We start from the raw sequence: 17,115 nt of genomic DNA on the forward strand, positions 1-17,115 counted from the left end.
TCAGGAGCGGGGGTCGCTCGAGGCCTCAGCCGGCGTATCGAAAGCCGTAGAAATAGCCGCCAAAATAGGAGGCAGCCGCGCGCGAGCGGAGCGAAAGGGTCGAAAGCGAAGCGCGCAGCGGGGACATGGGTCGAACCGGTTGTTCGGATCGTGGGCGATCCGTCGGTCCTTAAGACACGCAACGATCGTGCGACGTCAACCCGGTTCGCGGGCCAGAAGAACAAATCGCGTGCGGTTGTCGTCGGAATCCTGAAGGTCGTTGCGCAGAACCGACAGACCATAGACCTCGGCTGCGGCGACCGGAGCGATGGCGGCGCGAGTGCTATCGCCGCTTTCGGACACCTCGCGCGCGGCGCCGGCAGTGTCGAAGGCCTCGATGATCTCCACGTTCAGGGCCGCCAGCTTGCCGGCACACTGGCGCAGGGCGACGGGGTGACTGGCCACGCTGCGGATCTGACCGATCTCGACGCCGTCGATGGCCATCAGGGCCATGCGAATCGGGCGCCAGGCGTCGCCGACGATCGGCAGGCCGGCTGCGGCGACCAGGGTCGCAGCGGGCTCGACGACGCCGATCGTGGAGTTCTCGATCGGTATCAAGGCGCAATCGCAGTCGCCCGATTGCACCGCCTGGATGGCCTCGGCGAAGGTTTCGAACGGCACATGCTGGTCCCAGGGACGCAGGTCGAGGCAGGCTTCGTGGCTGAATGCGCCCGGGGCACCCTGGAAGGCGGTGCGCCCTCCCCGGTCGTCGTGATCAGGCCTGCCCACGTCGCCGGTGGTCATGCGGCCTTCGACCTGTTCAGGCGGCCGGTCTTGAGACGCTCAGCCACCAGGAAGGCCAGCTCCAGCGCCTGGTCGGCGTTGAGGCGGGGGTCGCAGTGGGTGTGGTAGCGGCTCGACAGGTCGTCCTCCGAGACAGCCGTGGCCCCGCCGATGCATTCGGTGACGTTCTGGCCGGTCATTTCCAGGTGGACGCCGCCGGGATGGACGCCCTCGTGCTCGGCGACTTCAATGAAGCCCTTCACCTCGCTGAGAATGCGGTCGAACGGACGGGTCTTGTAGCCGTTCGAGGCCTTCAGCGTATTGCCGTGCATCGGGTCGATCGACCAGATGACGCGCTTGCCATGGGCCTTCACCGCCGACATGAGTTTCGGCAGACGGCCATGGACCTTGTCGTGGCCGAAGCGGCCGATCAGGGTCAGGCGGCCGGGGATATTGTCCGGGTTCAGGGCGTCGATCAGGGGCAGCAGGTCGTCCGGCTCCATCGTCGGGCCGCACTTCACGCCGATCGGGTTCTTGATCCCGCGCATGAACTCGACGTGGGCGCCGTCCAGCTGACGCGTGCGCTCACCGATCCACAGCATGTGTGCCGAGGTGTCGAACCACTCGCCCGAACCGCCATCGAGACGCGTCAGGGCACTCTCGACGTTCAGCAGTAGGGCCTCGTGCGAGGTGAAGACCTCGACGCGGCTCAAGTCCGGATGGGTCTCGGGCGTAACGCCGACCGCCTCCATGAAGGCCAAGGCCTCGGCGATCTTCTCGGCCAGTTCGCGGTACTGGGCACCGACGCCGCCGTCGGCGAAGCCCTGGGTCCAGCGATGGATGTTGTACAGGTCGGCATAGCCGCCGCCTGCGAAGGCGCGCAGAAGGTTCAGGGTCGAGGCCGACTGGTTGTAGGCCTTCAGCAGCCGCTGGGGATCGGGGATCCGTTCCTCGGGCGTGAAGGCCGAGCCGTTGATGTTGTCACCGCGGTAGGACGGCAGTTCGACGCCGTCGATCTCTTCCAGCGGCGAGGAGCGCGGCTTGGCGAACTGGCCGGCGATGCGACCGACCTTCACCACAGGCTTGCGACCGGCGAAGGTCAGGACCACGGCCATCTGAAGGATCAGGCGGAAGGTGTCGCGAATGTTGTCGGTCGAGAACTCCTTGAAGCTCTCGGCGCAGTCCCCGCCCTGAAGCAGGAAGGCGTCGCCCGCCTCCACCTGGGCCAGTTTGGCGGTCAGGCTGCGCGCCTCGCCCGCGAACACGAGCGGCGGCAGGGCGCGCAGTTCGTCTTCGACGGCGGTCAGTGCGCGCGCGTCCGGATAGTCCATCGGCATGTGCACGACGGGCTTGTTTCTCCAGGATTCAGGGGTCCAGCGCTTGGTCATGTCCGCAAGATAGGCGTCTCGCGCCTGCGAGACAACAAATGTGCGTCGGTATCCGCGACGTGGTAAGATGTCGGCATGGACCCCCTTTTGAAGCGCATCACCATCAACCCCGACCAAAACTTCGGAAAGCCGAGCATCCGGGGCATGCGGATTCGCGTCGAGGACGTCCTGGGCATGCTGTCGGCGGGGGATACTGCCGAGGACATCCTCGAGGGCTATTCCTACCTCGAACCTGACGATATCCGGGCCTGCCTAGCCTGGGCCTATGCGGTGACCAGCCGCACGGCCATCGTCGCCGAGTGAAGTTCATCATCGATGCCAACCTGCCCGACGAGGTCTCGGTCTGGCTGCGCTCACTCGGGCATGAGGCCTGGCACGTGAACGAACTGCATGAGGTCGGCGCATCTGACGACTGGATCTGGCGCGAAGCGACCAGCCGGTCGGCGGTCGTCATCACCCAGGACGGTGACTTCGCCAACTGGTCGGCGACCCGTTCTCCCGCACCACCTCTGATCTGGATACGCACCGGAAACATCCGCAAGTCGCGGCTGATGGAGAGGATGCGGACAAACTGGCTCAGGGTGCTGAACCAGTTCAACGAAGACACCACAGTCGTCGAGGTCCGCTAACCCGCGCTGACGTCCTGAGACTGCTTGACCTTCAGCGTCACCAGTTCCTCGGCCATGGTCGGGTGGACGGCGCAGGTGGCGTCCCACTGGGCCTTGGTCAGGCCGGCCTTCACGGCGATGGCGGCCAGCTGGATCATCTCGGGCGCTTCCGGGCCGACGATATGGACGCCGACGACGCGGTCGGTGTCGGCGTCCACCACCAGCTTCATCAGCACCCGCTCGTCCGAGCCGGTGAAGGCGTATTTCATCGGCCGGAAGCGGGTGACGTAGACGTCGACGCCCTTGGCACAGGTGTGACGCGCTTCGCTCTCGGTCAGGCCTACGACGCCGACCGGCGGCTGTGAGAAGACCGCGGTGGCGACGGCCTCGTAGTCGAAATGCTGGGGGTTGTCGTTGTAGACGGTCTCGTGGAAGGCGACCGCCTCGCGGATGGCGACGGGGGTCAGGTTCATCCGGTCGGTGACGTCGCCGATGGCCCAGATGTTGTCGGCGGTGGTCTTCGACAGGGTGTCGACCTTGATCGCGCCCTTGTCGTTCAGCTCGACGCCGGCGGCCTCCAGGCCCAGGTCCACGACGTGCGGGACACGGCCGGTGGCGAACATGACGACGTCTGTTTCCAGCTCCATGCCGTTCTCCAGCACGTTGACCAGGCCGGTTGCGGTCTTTCTGATTTCCGAGTGCTGGCAGCCGAGGATGACCTTGATGCCGCGCTTCTCGATCTCTCCGGCCAGATGGGCGCGCACGTCGTCGTCGAAGCCGCGCAGAATGTTGGGCCCGCGATAGATCAGGGTCGTCTCCACGCCCAGCCCGGCGAAGATGCCCGCGAACTCCACCGCGATATAGCCGCCGCCCGCGATCAGGATGCGCTTGGGCAGTTCCGGCAGGTGGAAGGCCTCCTCCGAGCTGATGGCATGCTCGATGCCCGTCAGTGTCTCCGGCATCCAAGGCCGGCCGCCGGTGACGATCAGGATCTTTTCGGCGGTGATGGTGCGGGTCTCGCCGCCGTCTCGGTGCGTGACCTCCACCGTGTGCCGGTCCTTCAGAACGGCGCGCCCGTGGACCAGATCGACACCCGCCTTGCCCAGGTTGGCCGCATAGATGCCCGACAGGCGTGCGATCTCGACGTCCTTGGCCTCGATGAACTTCGGCCAGTCGAAGCTGGCCTCGACGGTCCAGCCATAACCCTCCGCCGTCTCGAACTGGTGGGCGAAGTCCGAGGCCATGACCATGAATTTCTTGGGCACGCAGCCGCGGATGACGCAGGTGCCGCCGACGCGAAACTCCTCGGCCACCGCGACCCGCTTGCCACCCAGCGCCGTCAGGCGCGCAGCGCGCACCCCGCCGGAGCCGGCGCCGATGACGAAGAGGTCGTAGTCGTAGTCGGCCATTTGGGTCTCGATGTAGTCGAAAAATACAGTCCGAAGCGTCCGAAGCGTCCGAAGCGTTCGGAGAGGCCGGTGTCGCCGGCCACGTCGGCGGATGGATTTAGGCGCCGCAGCCAGTCGGAACAAGCTGCCGCAGCGCCAAACGAGGGTGCGAGACCGGGAGGCCTGCGCCGGCTTCCACGCGGGATACTTCCACCGTCGCTCTGCAGACACGGTGACTGCGTTGAATCCGTCTCAGTTGAACAACCCAAGATCGGTGCTAGCGTCGTCGCCGGAGCCTGTTCAGGAGAGACATCGTCATGCTTACGTTCGCCGCCCTGGCCGTCATGGTCACCCTGTCGATCGAGGGTGACGCCAATGCGTCGATCCGACCGATCCAGGCCGCACCACAGGCCGCCCAGACCGGCGAGCCAGTCCGGCTGGAGGACATCGAAGTCACGGGCCGTCCGCTGGACACCATGATCCTGAACTTCGTCGACGAGGTCGCCGCCCCTGCCCGGAACCGGGGTCTGGCACGATGGGACAACCGCGTGTGCGTCGGCGTCGCCAACCTGCGCAACGACGTCGGCCAGTACATCGTTGATCGCGTCCAGACGGTGGCCCAGGATCTGGGTCTGGAGACGGGTCGCCCGGGCTGCCAGCCGAACGTCATGATTGTCGCTGCGGCAGATTCGGACGCCGCGACCGAGGAACTGACCGAGCGGCGTTCGCGCTTCCTGATGGGCGGCAGCGGCATGGACCGGGGCTTCACGGCCTATGACGCGTTCAAGGCATCTGATGCGCCCGTCCGCTGGTGGACCGTCAGCATGCCCGTCGATGCCGACACGGGCCTCCGCGCCGTGCGTCTGCCCGGCGACTGCCGCAACGAATGCGACCGGTCACACACCTACGCCCCCATCGTGACGACCCGCCGGGCCTCGAACCTGACCACCCAGGTCGTCGATGAGATCATCCAGACTGTCGTGGTGCTGGACGTGGACCAGGTGGCGAACGTCTCGGCCCAGCAACTGGCCGACTACGTATCGATGGTCGTCTTCGCCCAGATCGATCCGGAAGCGGACACCAGCGCCTACGCCTCGGTGCTCAACGTGTTCGACGCGCCGGAAACGGCCGACAGCCTGACCCAGTGGGACCTCGCCTACCTGGAAGGCCTCTACCAGGCGCAACGCACCCTGCGCAGTACGCGGGCGGCCAATCGCGAGATCGCCAGCTCGATCCATCGCGCCCACGCCCGGCTGAACGAAGTCGAGCAATAGGCTCCTCGCGGCGTGGCGGTCAGGGCAGCCTGATCTCCACGCCCGCGTCCGTGCCGATGATCGCCTCGTCGGCGAGGTCGAGGAAGAGGCCGTGCTCGACCACGCCGGTGATCAGCTTGAGGTCGTCGGCGAGGCGGACAGGGTCATGGATCGCCTGGCATTTCGCGTCGTAGATCAGGTTGCCACCATCTGTGCGGACCACGCCGCGATCGGCCTGACGCAGGCGGGCGGGCATCTGGATGTCGTGGTCGATCAGGACGTCGGCGATGCGGTTGCCCGTCGTCTTGTGTCCGAAGGCGACGACCTCGATCGGGAGGGGGAAGGCGCCCAGCACCGGCACGACCTTGGCCGCATCGGCGATGACGATGCAGCGGGCCGAGGCCTCCCACACCAGTTTTTCGCGAAGCAAGGCCGCGCCGCCGCCCTTGATCAGGGCCAGACCCGGCCCGACCTCGTCGGCGCCGTCGACGGTCAGGTCGATCTTCGACACATCCTCCAGCGAGACCAGAGGCAGGCCCAGCTCGCGGGCCAGGTCGGCGGTGTTCTCGGACGTCGGGACGCAGCGCAGGCCGGTCAGGTTGCGGGCGGCCAGCGCCTTGACGAACCAGGCGGCGGTGGAGCCGGTGCCGAGCCCGACGATCATGCCGGCCTCGACGCGTTCCGCTGCCGCTTCGCCGGCGATCTGTTTCTGGTGGTCGCTCATTTAGATTTCGCCGCCTTCTTCGCCTTGGCCTTGTCGCGGAAGGCCGCGCCGGCCCCGTCCTTGTTGACCTGACGTCCGCGCGCCAGGGCCAGGGCGTCGGCCGGCACGTCCTCGACGATCACCGAACCCGAGCCGACGATGGCGCCGGCGCCGATGGTCACGGGCGCGACCAGCGAGGAGTTGGAGCCCACGAAGGCCCCCTCTCCCACCACGGTCTTCGCCTTGTTGTACCCGTCGTAATTGCAGAAGATCGTGCCCGCGCCAATGTTGGCGCCCGCCCCGACCGAGCCGTCGCCGAGATAGGACAGGTGGTTGGCCTTGGCGCCCGGCTCCATGCGGACGTTCTTCACCTCGACGAAGTTTCCGACCTTCACGTCCTCGCCCAGATCGGCGCCGGGACGCAGCCGGGCATAGGGACCGACCTCGGCGCCGGTGGCGACGGTCGCGCCTTCGATATGGCTGAAGCTGCGGATGCGGGCGCGCTCGGCGATCTTGGCGCCGGGGCCGAAGACGACGAAGGGCTCAATGATTGATCCAGCGCCGATCTCCGTGTCCCAGGCGAAGTGGACGGTGTCGGGCGCCGCCATCGTGACCCCGGCGGCGAGGAAGGTGTCGCGCTGGACCTTCTGGAACAGGGCCTCGGCCTGGGCCAGCTCGCTCTGGGCGTTGACGCCCATGACCGCATCTTCGGACGCCATGGTCACCCGGGTCGGTTCGCCGCGTTTGCGGGCCAGTTCGACCACGTCGGTCAGGTAGTATTCGCCCTTGGCGTTGGCGTTGGTGACCTCGGCCAGCAGCGAGAACAGCAGGCCTACAGGCGCGGCCATGACGCCCGAATTACAGGTGGTTATGGCCAGAACCTCAGGCGACGCCTCCTTCGCCTCGGTGATGGCGGTCAGGGTTTCGCCGTCCATGACGAGGCGACCATAGGCGCCGGGGTCGGCGGCCTCGAAGCCGATGACGGTGACGCCGTCGTGCTTCTCGAACACCGCCTCGATGTCGGGCGCTCGGAGCAAGGGCACGTCGCCGTATGTGACCACCACCTGGCCGATGAAGTCGCCCAGCAGACCTTCCGCCGCGCGGACGGCGTGGCCGGTGCCCATCGGCGAGTCCTGAACCGCGATGGCGTCTTCGCCGAGACGCGCGACGACATGGTCGCGGACCTCCGGCGAGTGCGAGCCGACGACGACGACGATCCGCTCGCAGCCCAGGGCCTCGGCCGCGTCGATGGCGTGGTCGAGCATGGCGCGGTGACCCACGGGGTGCAGCACCTTGGGCAGGGGCGACTTCATCCGCGTTCCCTGGCCGGCGGCGAGGATGATGGCGGCTCTGGCGGAAGTGGTGGTCATGAATCGGTCCGGCGGCTAGTCACGGCGCGAGGTCTAACCCATCGGCGGGCCTGACGGGAGACGAACCATGATCGAACGCGACCTTGAAGGCTGGACCATAGCCTTCGACCTGGACGGCACCCTGGTCGAGACGCACGAGGATCTGGTCGGCACCCTGAACCGGATGCTGGTTCTCGAAGGCCTGCCGCCCGCGCCGATGGAGAGCGCGCGCGAACTGATCGGCGGCGGGGCGCGAGCGCTGCTGAAGCACGGGTTCGAGTTGGCCGGAGCCTCGGCCGAGCGCGCCGCCTCCACACAACTGTTCGACGCCTTCATCGCCGACTACATCGAGCACATCGCCGACCATTCCGTCCCGTTCGAGGGGGTGGTCGAGACGCTGGAGACCCTGGCCGAACGCGGCGCGACCCTGGTCGTCGTGACCAACAAGCGGTCGGACCTGTCGGAACTGCTGCTGGGCAAGATCGATCTGACGAAACATTTCGCCGCAATCGTCGGCCCGGACCGCGTCAGCGAGCGCAAGCCCTCGGGCAAGCATCTGGTCGAGGCGGTCAAGTCGGTCGGCGGCGACCCAGAGCGCGCCATCATGGTGGGTGACGCGGCGCCGGACATCGGCTGCGCCCGCGACGCCGGCCTGCCCGTCATCGGGGTCACGTTCGGCTACACCCCGATCCCGATGGAGGACCTGGAGCCCGACATCATCGTCGACGCCTTCGAGGACATCGAGGAGGCCGTCGATATGATCGTGGTGGAGCACTATGTGACGCGGGCACTGACGGGGGGTTGAGATTCTGATCAGCTTTGCTCAAGTCTGAGCTAAGCACCTCGGAACAAGTCGCCTTGGTCATCATCAAGGTCCGCAATCAGCGTAAGCTGACCCATCAAGGCTTCATCGCTCAGTGGGCTTGCGAGTGCGACGTCATTGAATTCCAAGACTCTCAGCACACGACAGTTTTTGGGTTGGTCAGGCCTTCCCTGGTACGCCCATTGGACCTTCATCGTATCGATGATGTGAGCGCTGATAGTGCCTGCGGAAACGCAGCCCCAAAAATCATCATCCTCAATACGGAAATACCTGTCGCGCCCATTCACGTCCCTCGCCTTCCATTGGCGAGATCGATCAGATCGATCCCAGTTCGGTGAACTGACGTTGAGCAGCGAAGTGGCAACAAACCAAGGAACTTCGGGCTCATCTTTCTTTGGAGGAAGCATCACTTGGAGACGCACAAAGTCGTCTCGGGACACTGGAAACTCGGGCGCTTCGCTAAAGCCTACTCCTCGTAAACCGGGCGTCGCTGCACACGCCTCATAGAAAGTGTTTTTGGCCTCGTAAGCATCTCTAAAGCGCTGGCGGCTGACGCCAACGCGCTCCAACTCTTCCGTCGACATCTGCAAAAAGGAGGTCGTCGCGGCGACCGCTATCGACGCCGCGACGTCGTTTTCCTCTTCCGCATCTAAATCTTCGGCCTGTTTGCCAGCCGCGACAGCAGCCTTTGCAGCCTTGCCGAGATTTTCTGACCAGTAAGCCGGCTCATGATCGGTCAAACCTTTTATGAAGGCCTTACCAACGTCGCTTTCTACAAATGACCAGACAATGGCCCAACCTGCGGCGACGACGATGCCCAAGCGGGTTAGAAAACTGCCTTCCTCCGGCGGCAAAACGACGAGCTCAAACCTGAGCTTCCCGTCGAACAACTCCCTGTTCAGGCTGCGCAAAACCGCTTCGGTCTGCTCAGACGTCTGGACGAATGTTGATAGCGGAAGCTGATGCCCGGGCACATCAAAGTGGATCGGCAGGATTTCGATTTTGCCACCCCGTATTCTCGGTCGTTTCAAGACGACGAGAGATTCAGCCGATCGATTTGCCGCATTGGGTGCAATGTTTCCACACCACTTGGAGGTGTCAATACCAAAGGTTGAGAACTTACCTCGCCTTCGCCTCGTCGAACGCTGCCCGCGAGCCCTCAATCCGCTCCAGATTCTTCTCCGCCCACATCCACACGCCGCAGAACGCCTCGGCCAGGCTGAAGCCGAGGTCGGTCAGGCGGTATTCGACCTTGGGCGGGATGACCGGGTGGACCGTGCGGATGACCAGGCCGTCGCGTTCCATGGCGCGCAGGGTCTGGGTCAGCATCTTCTGGCTGATGCCTTCGGACAGTTCGGCCAGGCGGGTGAAACGCAGCTCGCCGTGTTCGACCAGCACCTCCAGAACGATCATCGTCCACTTGTCGGCGACCCGGCCGATGACCTCGGTGACCAGGGCCTCCACGCGCGGATCGACGGGCGGATGATCGAAAATGGGCGGGCGGACGGCAGCGGTGGTCATTTCTTACCCTTGGGTGCGTACAGAACCTTCGGGTGCCTACTTCCCGTTGGAGAGTGTCGGGTATAGCTGACCGTCCATCGGTTCGCACCCCACGGAGACACCTCATGAATACCGCCAAAGACACCGTCCTGATCACCGGCGGCGGCACGGGCATCGGCCGCGCCTTCGCCGAGGCCCTGCACGCCAAGGGCGCCAAGGTCATCATCGCCGGCCGCCGCGCCGAGGTGCTGCAAGAGGTCTGCGCCGCCAATCCGGGCATGGCGTTCGAGACCGTGGACGTCGCCGACGCCGGGTCGATCGCCGCCTTCGCCGCAAAGGTCATCGCCGCCCATCCCGATCTGAACGCCGTCATCTCCAACGCCGGGATCATGAAGGCCGAGACCCTGTCGGCCGGGACCTTCGACATGGGCGTGGTGGACGACACCGTCGCAATCAACCTGTTGGGCACGATCCGGCTGGCGGCGGCGGTGCTGCCGCATCTCCTGACCAAGCCGTCGGCGACCTTCGTCACGGTGTCGTCCGGCCTGGCCTTCGTGCCGCTGGCGGCGACGCCGACCTATTCGGCGACCAAGGCGGCGATCCATTCCTGGACCCAGGCGCTGAGGACTCAGTTGGCCGGGACCTCGGTCAAGGTCGTGGAATGGGCCCCGCCCGCCGTGGCGACCGACCTGATGCCGGGCCATGCGGCGGATCCTCGGTCCATGCCGCTGGACGAGTTCACGGCAGAGAGCCTGGCGCTATTCGAGGCGGGTGTGGATGAGGTGCAGGTGCAACGCGTCAGGTTCCTGAGCGAGGCGGAACGGCGCGGGGACTATGCGTCGGTGTATGGGATGCTGAACGGGGCGCACTGATCCCCTTCTTTCGTCATCCTGCGGCGAAGCGAAGCGGAGACCGGGGATGACGAAAGAGTTTTTCTAATCGTCTTCTTAGAATTCCTGCGCCGTCGCGTCGTTGCGGCGCAGGTCGGCGACGAACATGTTGCGAGGCACCTCCCCGGAAAGCCGCCTGAATGTTTGCCAGATTTTTCGCCATTCCCCTGTGGCAACGCACCGCCGCAGGGTTCGCCCTCGGCATCGTCGCCGGCCTGATCCTTCGGGAACAGGCGACGGTCTGGCTTCAGCCCATCGGCGACATCTACCTGAACCTGATCCGGATGGTGGTGGCGCCGCTGGTGCTGTTCACCATCGCCAGTTCGATCGCCAAGCTGGGCGAAGGCGCAGGCGCGATCCGGCTGGGGGCGCGGACCATAATGTGGTTCGCCATTACGTCGTTGCTGGCCGTGCTGGTCGGGTTCGCCTTCGGGCATCTGATCAATCCGGGCCTGGGGCTGGCCAACCTGCCGCTGGGCGAGGTGCGCGAGCGGGAGATCCCGACGCCGCTGGAGGTGCTGATCGGCATCGTCCCGACCAACCCCTTCGCCGCCCTGGCCGAGGGCAAGGTGTTGCAGATCATCTTCTTCTCGGCGCTGGTGGGCGCGGCCCTGGTGGCGCTCGGCGACCGGGCCCAGACGGCGCGGCGGTTCGTCGACGAGGGCGCGGCCATCATCTTCCGCATCACCCGCTGGGTGATCCAGCTGACGCCCTTTGGCGTGTTCGGCCTGATCGGCTCGGTCGTCGGCGGCTATGGATGGGAGGCGCTGCTGCCGCTCGGCAAGTTCATTCTCGCCATCTATGCGGCCTGCCTGTTCCACATCCTGATCGTCTATTCGGGCCTGTTGAAGCTGCATGGGCTGAAGGCGACGGCCTTCTTCCGCGGCGCGTTCGCGGCTCAGCAGACGGCCTTCGCCACCTCGTCGTCGCTGGGCACCTTGCCGATCACCCTACGCCAGACGGTGGAGCGCCTCGGCGTGCCCCAGGCCTATGCCGCCTTCGCCGTGCCCCTGGGCGCCAACGTCAAGATGGACGGCTGCGGCGCCATCTACCCTGCCATCGCGGCCATCTTCATCGCCCAGTATTTCCAGATCGAGCTCAGCCTGACCCAGTACATCCTGATCGGTCTGACGGCGGTGCTGGGGTCGCTGGGGACGGCGGGCGTTCCCGGGACCTCGATCGTCATGCTGACCCTGACCCTGTCGACGGCGGGTCTGCCGCTGGAGGGGATCGGCTATATCGTCGCCATCGACCGGATCATCGACATGATGCGCACCGCCACCAACGTCACGGGACAGATGCTGGTCCCCGTGCTGGTGGCCAAGGAAGAGGGCATCCTCAACCAGGGCATCTATGACGGCCATGTCGCCTGGCTGCCCGGCGACCCGGAGGCGGAGACGCCCGAAGGCGTGCGCGCGGCCGGCATCTGAGGCTTGCCCTTCGCAAAGGAGCGGGCTATGTCCGCGCCTCCCCGCTTCTGGCGGGCCCGAGATGGATGCTTAGCTCAGCGGGAGAGCACCTCGTTCACACCGAGGGGGTCGCAGGTTCAATCCCTGCAGCATCCACCATTCTCCCCTTACTCCCGAGTTGACGCCGAGGCCTGACGCACGGCCTCGAACTCGTTGCCGGCCGTCCACGCGGGCCAGTCCGTGCTTTCCGCCAGGTCGTGGCCGACGCGATAGAGCAGTTGCACGTCCTGGGCCGCGCCCTCCATCGACCAGTCGGAGGCCCATTCGTCGGTCGGCTGGTGATAACGGTCGCGGACATAGGCGCGGCTGGCGTCCGAGGCGCCGGTGAAGCCGGCGGCGGCGAACAGGGCCGGGACGCCCATCTTGGCCAGAGGGAAGTGGTCGGAGCGATAGAAGGCGCCGACCTGGGGCGCGGGGTCGGGAATCAGCGACCGGCCCTCCGCCGTGGCCAGATCGGCCAGCCGGTCCTGGGCGTCGGTCTTGCCGTAGCCGATGACGACGATCTCGGGCGCCGCCGGGCCGGGCAGCAGGCTGTCCAGGTTGATGTTCACCACCGTGGTCTCCAGCGGAGCCAGCGGGTGCGTCGCATAGTGGTAGGCACCCAGCAGCCCCGCCTCCTCCGCCGCCCAGGAGACGAAGAGGACCGAGCGATCGGTGCGCGGCGCCTCGGCGTAGAGGCGGGCCAGTTCCAGGATGGCCGCCACGCCCGTCGCGTTGTCCACAGCGCCATTATAGATGTCGTCGCCTGCCGCATTGGCCACGGCACGGCCGTAGGCGTCCCAGTGGGCGCCGTACATGATCGTCTCGTCCGGGCGGGTGGTCCCCGGCAGGCGTGCGGCGACGTTGCGGGTCGTCAGCCGCTCGAAGGTCTGACCGAAGTCGAGCGACAGGGTCACGCCGTTCAGCTCGACCGGACGGAAATCGGAGCCTTGCGCCGCCGTCTTCAGCGTCGCGTAGTCGAGGCCGGCCGCCGTCATCAGTCGCGCGGCCTGCGCCTGCTGGATCCAGCCTTGGGCCTGCACCCGCTCGCGCTCCGGATCGGCGCGGACGACGTCGAGGCCGGGCGCGGTCGATGAGTTCTGCAGCGTGTTCCACGGATAGCCGGCCGCCGCCGTCTCATGGATCACGAAGACCGCCGCCGCCCCGCGCCGCGCCGCCTCCTCGAACTTGTAGACCCAGCGCCCGTACCAGGTCATGCCGAGGCCGTCGAAACGGTCGGCCGTCGGGCTGTCGGACGCGACCTCGAAATCCGGGTCGTTGACCAGCATCAGCACGACCTTGCCGCGCACATCGACGCCCTTGAAATCGTCCCAGCCGCGTTCGGGCGCGTTCACGCCATAACCGACGAAGACCACCGGGGCGTCGGTGATGGTGATGCGGGTCTGGGGCCTGTGGCTGTTGGAGATGATGTCAGTCCCGCGCTGGAGCGTGATCGTCTCGCCGCCCGCGTTGGCGGTGATCACCGCCGGTCCGTCCTGGACGAAGCGGTTGATCGGCACCGTCTGGAAGTATGTGCCGTCGTCGCCGGCCGGTTCGAGGCCCAGGGCCCGGAACTGTTCGGCGATCCATCTGACAGACCTTTCTTCGCCCGGCGTCGTCGGGGCGCGACCTTCGAAATCGTCGCCGGCCAGGACGGCGACGGCGGCGTTCAGCCGGTCGGGATCGACCCGGCCCTCTTGGGCCACGGCACCGGAGGCGGCTGCGAGACAGGTGGCGAGGACGGCGAGGCTGACACGGGACACGGGCGGCTCATTCACTGAAGCGGGGAAGATGACCCTGCCCCGACCTGCGCCCGCTGTCACCTCCGACGGTGATTGAGGCGCGGGCGGACGCGGGCTAGGAACGGGCATGCAGTGGCTTCCTTCAGACCGTCCCATACTCGAGGCCGCCATGGCCGCGTTCCGATCGTCCGACTGGCGCACCGCCAGGGCGCGGCTGGAGGAGGCGACGGCGACGGGCCGTGCCGATCCCGGCGCTTGGGCGCTTCTGGCCACGGCCTGCGAGCGGTTGGGCGACGGCGACGCCGCCCTGGCCGCCGCCAACCGGGCGCTTCAGGACGACCCCCGTCAGCTGCGCGCCCTCCTGGTCAAGGCCGACGTCATGGCCGCCAAGAACGAGCGGCGCGAGGCGAACCTGCACTATGGGCTGGTCGAGCAGGTCGCGGCCGATCATCCCCGCCTCGCCCCCGATCTGGCCGACGGCGTCGCCCGAGCCCGCGCGCGCCGTGAGAAGCTGAAGACCGATCTGGAGGGCTTCGTCCGCTCGGAACTGGCCGGCGTCGGCTATCGCGAAGGCCAGGCGCCGGATCGGTTCACTCACGCTCTGGAGGTCCTGACCGGCCGCCGGACGCTCTATGTCCAGCAGCCGCGCTTCTTCTATTACCCGGACCTGCCGACGGTGGAGTTCTATCCGCGCGAGATGTCGCCCTGGCTCGACCAGGTCGAGGCCGCGACCGACGCCATCGCCGCCGAGGTCCTGAACGTCATCGACGAGGACAAGGCCTTTGCCCCCTATGTCCAGTCCAAGGACGACATGGTGCGCCGTGCGCCGTCGAAGCTGACCGACAGCCTGGACTGGAGCTCCTTCTATCTGTGGAAGGACGGCAAGGAGACCGACAACGTCGCCCGCTGTCCCGACACCATGGCCGTGATGAATGCCGCGCCCCTGTGCGACGTCAACGGCCGCTCGCCCCTGATCATGTATTCCCAGCTCAAGGCCGGGGCGCACATCACGCCGCATACGGGGGTCGTGAACACCCGACTGCTGTGCCACCTGCCGCTGATCGTGCCGCCGCACTGCGATTTCCGCGTCGGCAACACGACCCGCACCTGGGAAAAGGGCAAGGCCTGGCTGTTCAACGACTCGATCGAGCACGAGGCCTGGAACCGCAGCGACGTGACGCGGATCATCCTGATCTTCGACGTCTGGCGACCGGAACTGGACGAGCAGGAGCGGCTACTCATCTCGACCCTGCTCCAATCGATGGACGCCTATGCCCCTCCGACGGGGTCCTGGGATTAGAGGATCGCGAGCGCGCGATAGAGCGGCACGGTCTGGTCGATGAAGCGGCGCGCCATGTCGCCGAGCGCCGCGAGATTGTCCTCACGGGTCACCGCATCCTCGCCGTTGCGGACGGCGCGTTCGTTCGTGGCTTCGAACACCGCCCAGACGGACAGGGCGATCTCTTCCGTCGTCCGCGCTCCGGCCAGCCAGGCGCGCAGGAACAGCTGGGCCGACCGCGGGGTCAGGATGCCGCCTCCGGCCGCCGGCGAGGCCATGTGCTTCAGATGCGGCCCGGTGACGGCGCGGTCGAGCACGAGGCGATTGTAGCCCTCGCACCGCGTGCGGACCTCCGGTTCGAAAGTCTGGGCCGGGCGTAGGACCCCCATGCCGACGAGGGTGATCAGGGCGGCGATCACGTCGCTGCGACGGAGGGCGGAGACGCCCGGCATTTTCATAAGTTCGGCGGTTGTCTTCGGGCGGAAGTCGTCGCCGGCCAGCGCGAGCGCCAGGGGACCGTAGGTCGCTTCCGGCAGCATGACCTCGCCCTGGGTTCCGGTCAGTTGGAAGTCGATCTCGTCCAGACCGCAGATCAGGACGAAGGCCTGGGCGTCCAGTCGGGCGGCCTGTTCGGACGCTGACAGCGGTCGTGCGTCTCTGGCGAAGACGTCGAGACGGAACTGCTGGTTCACCAGAAAATCCCGCACCGACTCGCGCAGGACCGGGCTCTTCTGGCGATCCAGCAGGACCTGTCCGGCGGGCTGGAAATGGATGGCGTTCACCCGGTCCAGCAGCCGCGCCGAGGCGACGAAGGACAGGTCCGCTCCCGCCAGGGGGCCCGCCACGTCGGAGAAGTACGGAATGTGCCAGTTATCGTTCATGTACTCGTGGGCCAGGTACTGGCGACCGACCTTGCGCAGGGAGGCGGCATGGCTGGCGGCCGGCCGGTTCTCGGCGAAGAAGCGGCTGTCGGCGGCGGCCACGTCCTCCATGAACTCCATGGCCGCCTCGATCCGCCCCGCCGGATCGGCTGTGGGTCGCGCCTCGTAGCCCAGTTTCAGCAGGTGCCGCACCGGCGACCGCGAGGCCCAGCCGGGCTGGCAGTTGTAGCTCAGATAGACCGCGCCGCCCGGCTTCAGCCGGTCCCGGATCAGATCGACGATGATCCGGCGATTGGCGTCCGACACCCAGCTCCACACGCCATGCAGGGTGATCGCGTCGAAGCGTGGAAGATCGTCCCGCGCCGCGAAGGCTTCGAAGCTCTCCTGAAGCAGATGCGCGGCGCCGTCGAAGGCCGCGACCAGGGCGCGGGCGTGGGTGACATGGGCGGAACCCAGATCGACGCCCCAGAAGTCGCCGTCGTTGGCGGCGGCGTGGACCGACAGCGACACCCCCTGCCCCATCCCGAGTTCGAGACAGGTCGGCGCCTCGGGCACGACGACGTCGATCCCGGCGATCAGGCCGCAGAACCTCAGATGGGCCGGGCCCAGCTCGTGGAAATAGCCGGAGGTGTACTCCAGGTCGGAATAGTAGCCGTCGTCGCCGCTCATACCGACCTCATGCACCAGACGGGCCCCGCGAGGCGAGGCCCTTCCGGCAGGTCAGGACGCTGCGGGCTTGTTGGCCACGCACCAGGCCGAGGTCACGTCGATGGTCTCGGGCGAGGCGTCGTCCTCCACGGCGACCGAGCTGGCGTAGTACTGGTTGACCTCGTCCGGGGTCATGGACGCCAGCGCCAGGCCTTCCCAGTCGTTCAACGCCGCGCGCACGGCCGTGACGTCGCCGGACGGGGTCTGCGCCTCCAGCGCCCCTTGTTTCAGCGCCAGATAGGCCATGCAGGCCACGGCCTGATCGACGCCGGTGGCGGTGGCCACGACGGGGGCGACGGACGCGGGCGGGGCTGCGGGCGCCTGGGCCTCCTGCTGCTGGCAGGCGGCGAGCGCCAGGACGGCGGCGGCCACGGCGACCGAACGGATGATCAT

Annotated in this window: 17 protein-coding genes and 1 tRNA gene; 8 read left to right on the forward strand and 10 right to left on the reverse strand. The window is 66.7% G+C overall.

Annotation, left to right across the window (positions count from 1 at the left end):
- Positions 1 to 195: 195 nt before the first annotated feature.
- Positions 196 to 783, reverse strand: coding sequence for a prephenate dehydratase domain-containing protein (locus ACW171_RS04945; protein ID WP_492095981.1), 588 nt, complete (start codon positions 781 to 783; stop codon positions 196 to 198).
- The gene (locus tag ACW171_RS04950; RefSeq protein WP_492095982.1) at positions 780 to 2,150 is read right to left on the reverse strand and encodes a class II 3-deoxy-7-phosphoheptulonate synthase; all 1,371 of its coding nucleotides are present in this window, start codon (positions 2,148 to 2,150) and stop codon (positions 780 to 782) included. The genes ACW171_RS04945 and ACW171_RS04950 overlap by 4 nt, the downstream gene beginning before the upstream one ends.
- A gap of 75 nt (positions 2,151 to 2,225) precedes the next feature.
- Between ACW171_RS04950 and ACW171_RS04955 the strand changes: the two genes are divergently transcribed.
- Positions 2,226 to 2,453 (forward strand): DUF433 domain-containing protein, encoded by a 228-nt coding sequence (locus ACW171_RS04955; protein ID WP_492095983.1) that lies wholly within the window; start codon positions 2,226 to 2,228, stop codon positions 2,451 to 2,453.
- Positions 2,450 to 2,779, forward strand: a complete 330-nt coding sequence (locus tag ACW171_RS04960; RefSeq protein WP_492095984.1) for a DUF5615 family PIN-like protein — start codon at positions 2,450 to 2,452, stop codon at positions 2,777 to 2,779. The genes ACW171_RS04955 and ACW171_RS04960 overlap by 4 nt, the downstream gene beginning before the upstream one ends.
- Here the strand turns inward: ACW171_RS04960 and gor are convergent.
- Positions 2,776 to 4,167, reverse strand: coding sequence for a glutathione-disulfide reductase (gene gor / locus ACW171_RS04965; protein ID WP_492095985.1), 1,392 nt, complete (start codon positions 4,165 to 4,167; stop codon positions 2,776 to 2,778). The genes ACW171_RS04960 and gor overlap by 4 nt on opposite strands.
- Positions 4,168 to 4,463: 296 nt before the next feature.
- Between gor and ACW171_RS04970 the strand changes: the two genes are divergently transcribed.
- Positions 4,464 to 5,420 (forward strand): hypothetical protein, encoded by a 957-nt coding sequence (locus ACW171_RS04970; RefSeq protein ID WP_492095986.1) that lies wholly within the window; start codon positions 4,464 to 4,466, stop codon positions 5,418 to 5,420.
- A gap of 19 nt (positions 5,421 to 5,439) precedes the next feature.
- Here the strand turns inward: ACW171_RS04970 and rpiA are convergent, their stop codons facing one another.
- Together rpiA and glmU are read right to left on the reverse strand one after the other, a co-directional pair.
- Entirely contained in the window at positions 5,440 to 6,123 is a 684-nt protein-coding gene (gene rpiA, locus ACW171_RS04975) for a ribose-5-phosphate isomerase RpiA (protein ID WP_492095987.1), read from the reverse strand.
- The gene (gene glmU / locus ACW171_RS04980) at positions 6,120 to 7,472 is read right to left on the reverse strand and encodes a bifunctional UDP-N-acetylglucosamine diphosphorylase/glucosamine-1-phosphate N-acetyltransferase GlmU (protein ID WP_492095988.1); all 1,353 of its coding nucleotides are present in this window, start codon (positions 7,470 to 7,472) and stop codon (positions 6,120 to 6,122) included. Before glmU ends, rpiA begins: the two co-directional genes overlap by 4 nt.
- Before the next feature lie 67 nt (positions 7,473 to 7,539).
- Between glmU and ACW171_RS04985 the strand changes: the two genes are divergently transcribed.
- On the forward strand, positions 7,540 to 8,256 hold the full coding sequence (locus tag ACW171_RS04985; RefSeq protein WP_492095989.1) for an HAD-IA family hydrolase: 717 nt from the start codon (positions 7,540 to 7,542) through the stop codon (positions 8,254 to 8,256).
- 29 nt (positions 8,257 to 8,285) lie between these two features.
- Here ACW171_RS04985 and ACW171_RS04990 read toward each other — a convergent pair whose 3' ends face one another.
- The gene (locus ACW171_RS04990; RefSeq protein WP_492095990.1) at positions 8,286 to 9,305 is read right to left on the reverse strand and encodes a hypothetical protein; all 1,020 of its coding nucleotides are present in this window, start codon (positions 9,303 to 9,305) and stop codon (positions 8,286 to 8,288) included.
- A gap of 88 nt (positions 9,306 to 9,393) precedes the next feature.
- Entirely contained in the window at positions 9,394 to 9,795 is a 402-nt protein-coding gene (locus tag ACW171_RS04995) for a winged helix-turn-helix transcriptional regulator (protein WP_492095991.1), read from the reverse strand.
- Between the two features lie 104 nt (positions 9,796 to 9,899).
- Here ACW171_RS04995 and ACW171_RS05000 point away from each other — a divergent pair, with 104 nt between their 5' ends.
- From ACW171_RS05000 to ACW171_RS05010, 3 genes are all read left to right on the forward strand, one after another.
- Positions 9,900 to 10,646 carry an SDR family oxidoreductase gene (locus tag ACW171_RS05000; protein WP_492095992.1) on the forward strand — a complete coding sequence of 249 codons (747 nt, stop codon included), beginning with the start codon at positions 9,900 to 9,902 and terminating at the stop codon, positions 10,644 to 10,646.
- A 158-nt stretch (positions 10,647 to 10,804) separates the two neighbouring features.
- Positions 10,805 to 12,094 carry a dicarboxylate/amino acid:cation symporter gene (locus tag ACW171_RS05005; protein ID WP_492095993.1) on the forward strand — a complete coding sequence of 430 codons (1,290 nt, stop codon included), beginning with the start codon at positions 10,805 to 10,807 and terminating at the stop codon, positions 12,092 to 12,094.
- Positions 12,095 to 12,157: 63 nt separating this feature from the next.
- Positions 12,158 to 12,232 (forward strand) — tRNA-Val (locus tag ACW171_RS05010).
- Between the two features lie 8 nt (positions 12,233 to 12,240).
- On the opposite strand, the gene ACW171_RS05015 is transcribed toward ACW171_RS05010, so the two are convergent.
- A complete protein-coding gene (locus tag ACW171_RS05015) occupies positions 12,241 to 13,875 on the reverse strand; it encodes a M28 family peptidase (protein WP_492095994.1) in 1,635 nt (544 codons plus the stop codon).
- A gap of 148 nt (positions 13,876 to 14,023) precedes the next feature.
- Here ACW171_RS05015 and ACW171_RS05020 point away from each other — a divergent pair, with 148 nt between their 5' ends.
- Complete coding sequence (locus ACW171_RS05020) at positions 14,024 to 15,154, forward strand: aspartyl/asparaginyl beta-hydroxylase domain-containing protein (protein WP_492095995.1); 1,131 nt, start codon at positions 14,024 to 14,026, stop codon at positions 15,152 to 15,154.
- On the opposite strand, the gene ACW171_RS05025 is transcribed toward ACW171_RS05020, so the two are convergent.
- Positions 15,151 to 16,683 carry a methyltransferase regulatory domain-containing protein gene (locus ACW171_RS05025; RefSeq protein WP_492095996.1) on the reverse strand — a complete coding sequence of 511 codons (1,533 nt, stop codon included), beginning with the start codon at positions 16,681 to 16,683 and terminating at the stop codon, positions 15,151 to 15,153. The two genes, ACW171_RS05020 and ACW171_RS05025, sit on opposite strands and share 4 nt — an antisense overlap.
- Before the next feature lie 51 nt (positions 16,684 to 16,734).
- Positions 16,735 to 17,115 carry a hypothetical protein gene (locus ACW171_RS05030; protein ID WP_492095997.1) on the reverse strand — a complete coding sequence of 127 codons (381 nt, stop codon included), beginning with the start codon at positions 17,113 to 17,115 and terminating at the stop codon, positions 16,735 to 16,737.

Source organism: Brevundimonas sp. FV1ye28 (assembly GCF_058681135.1).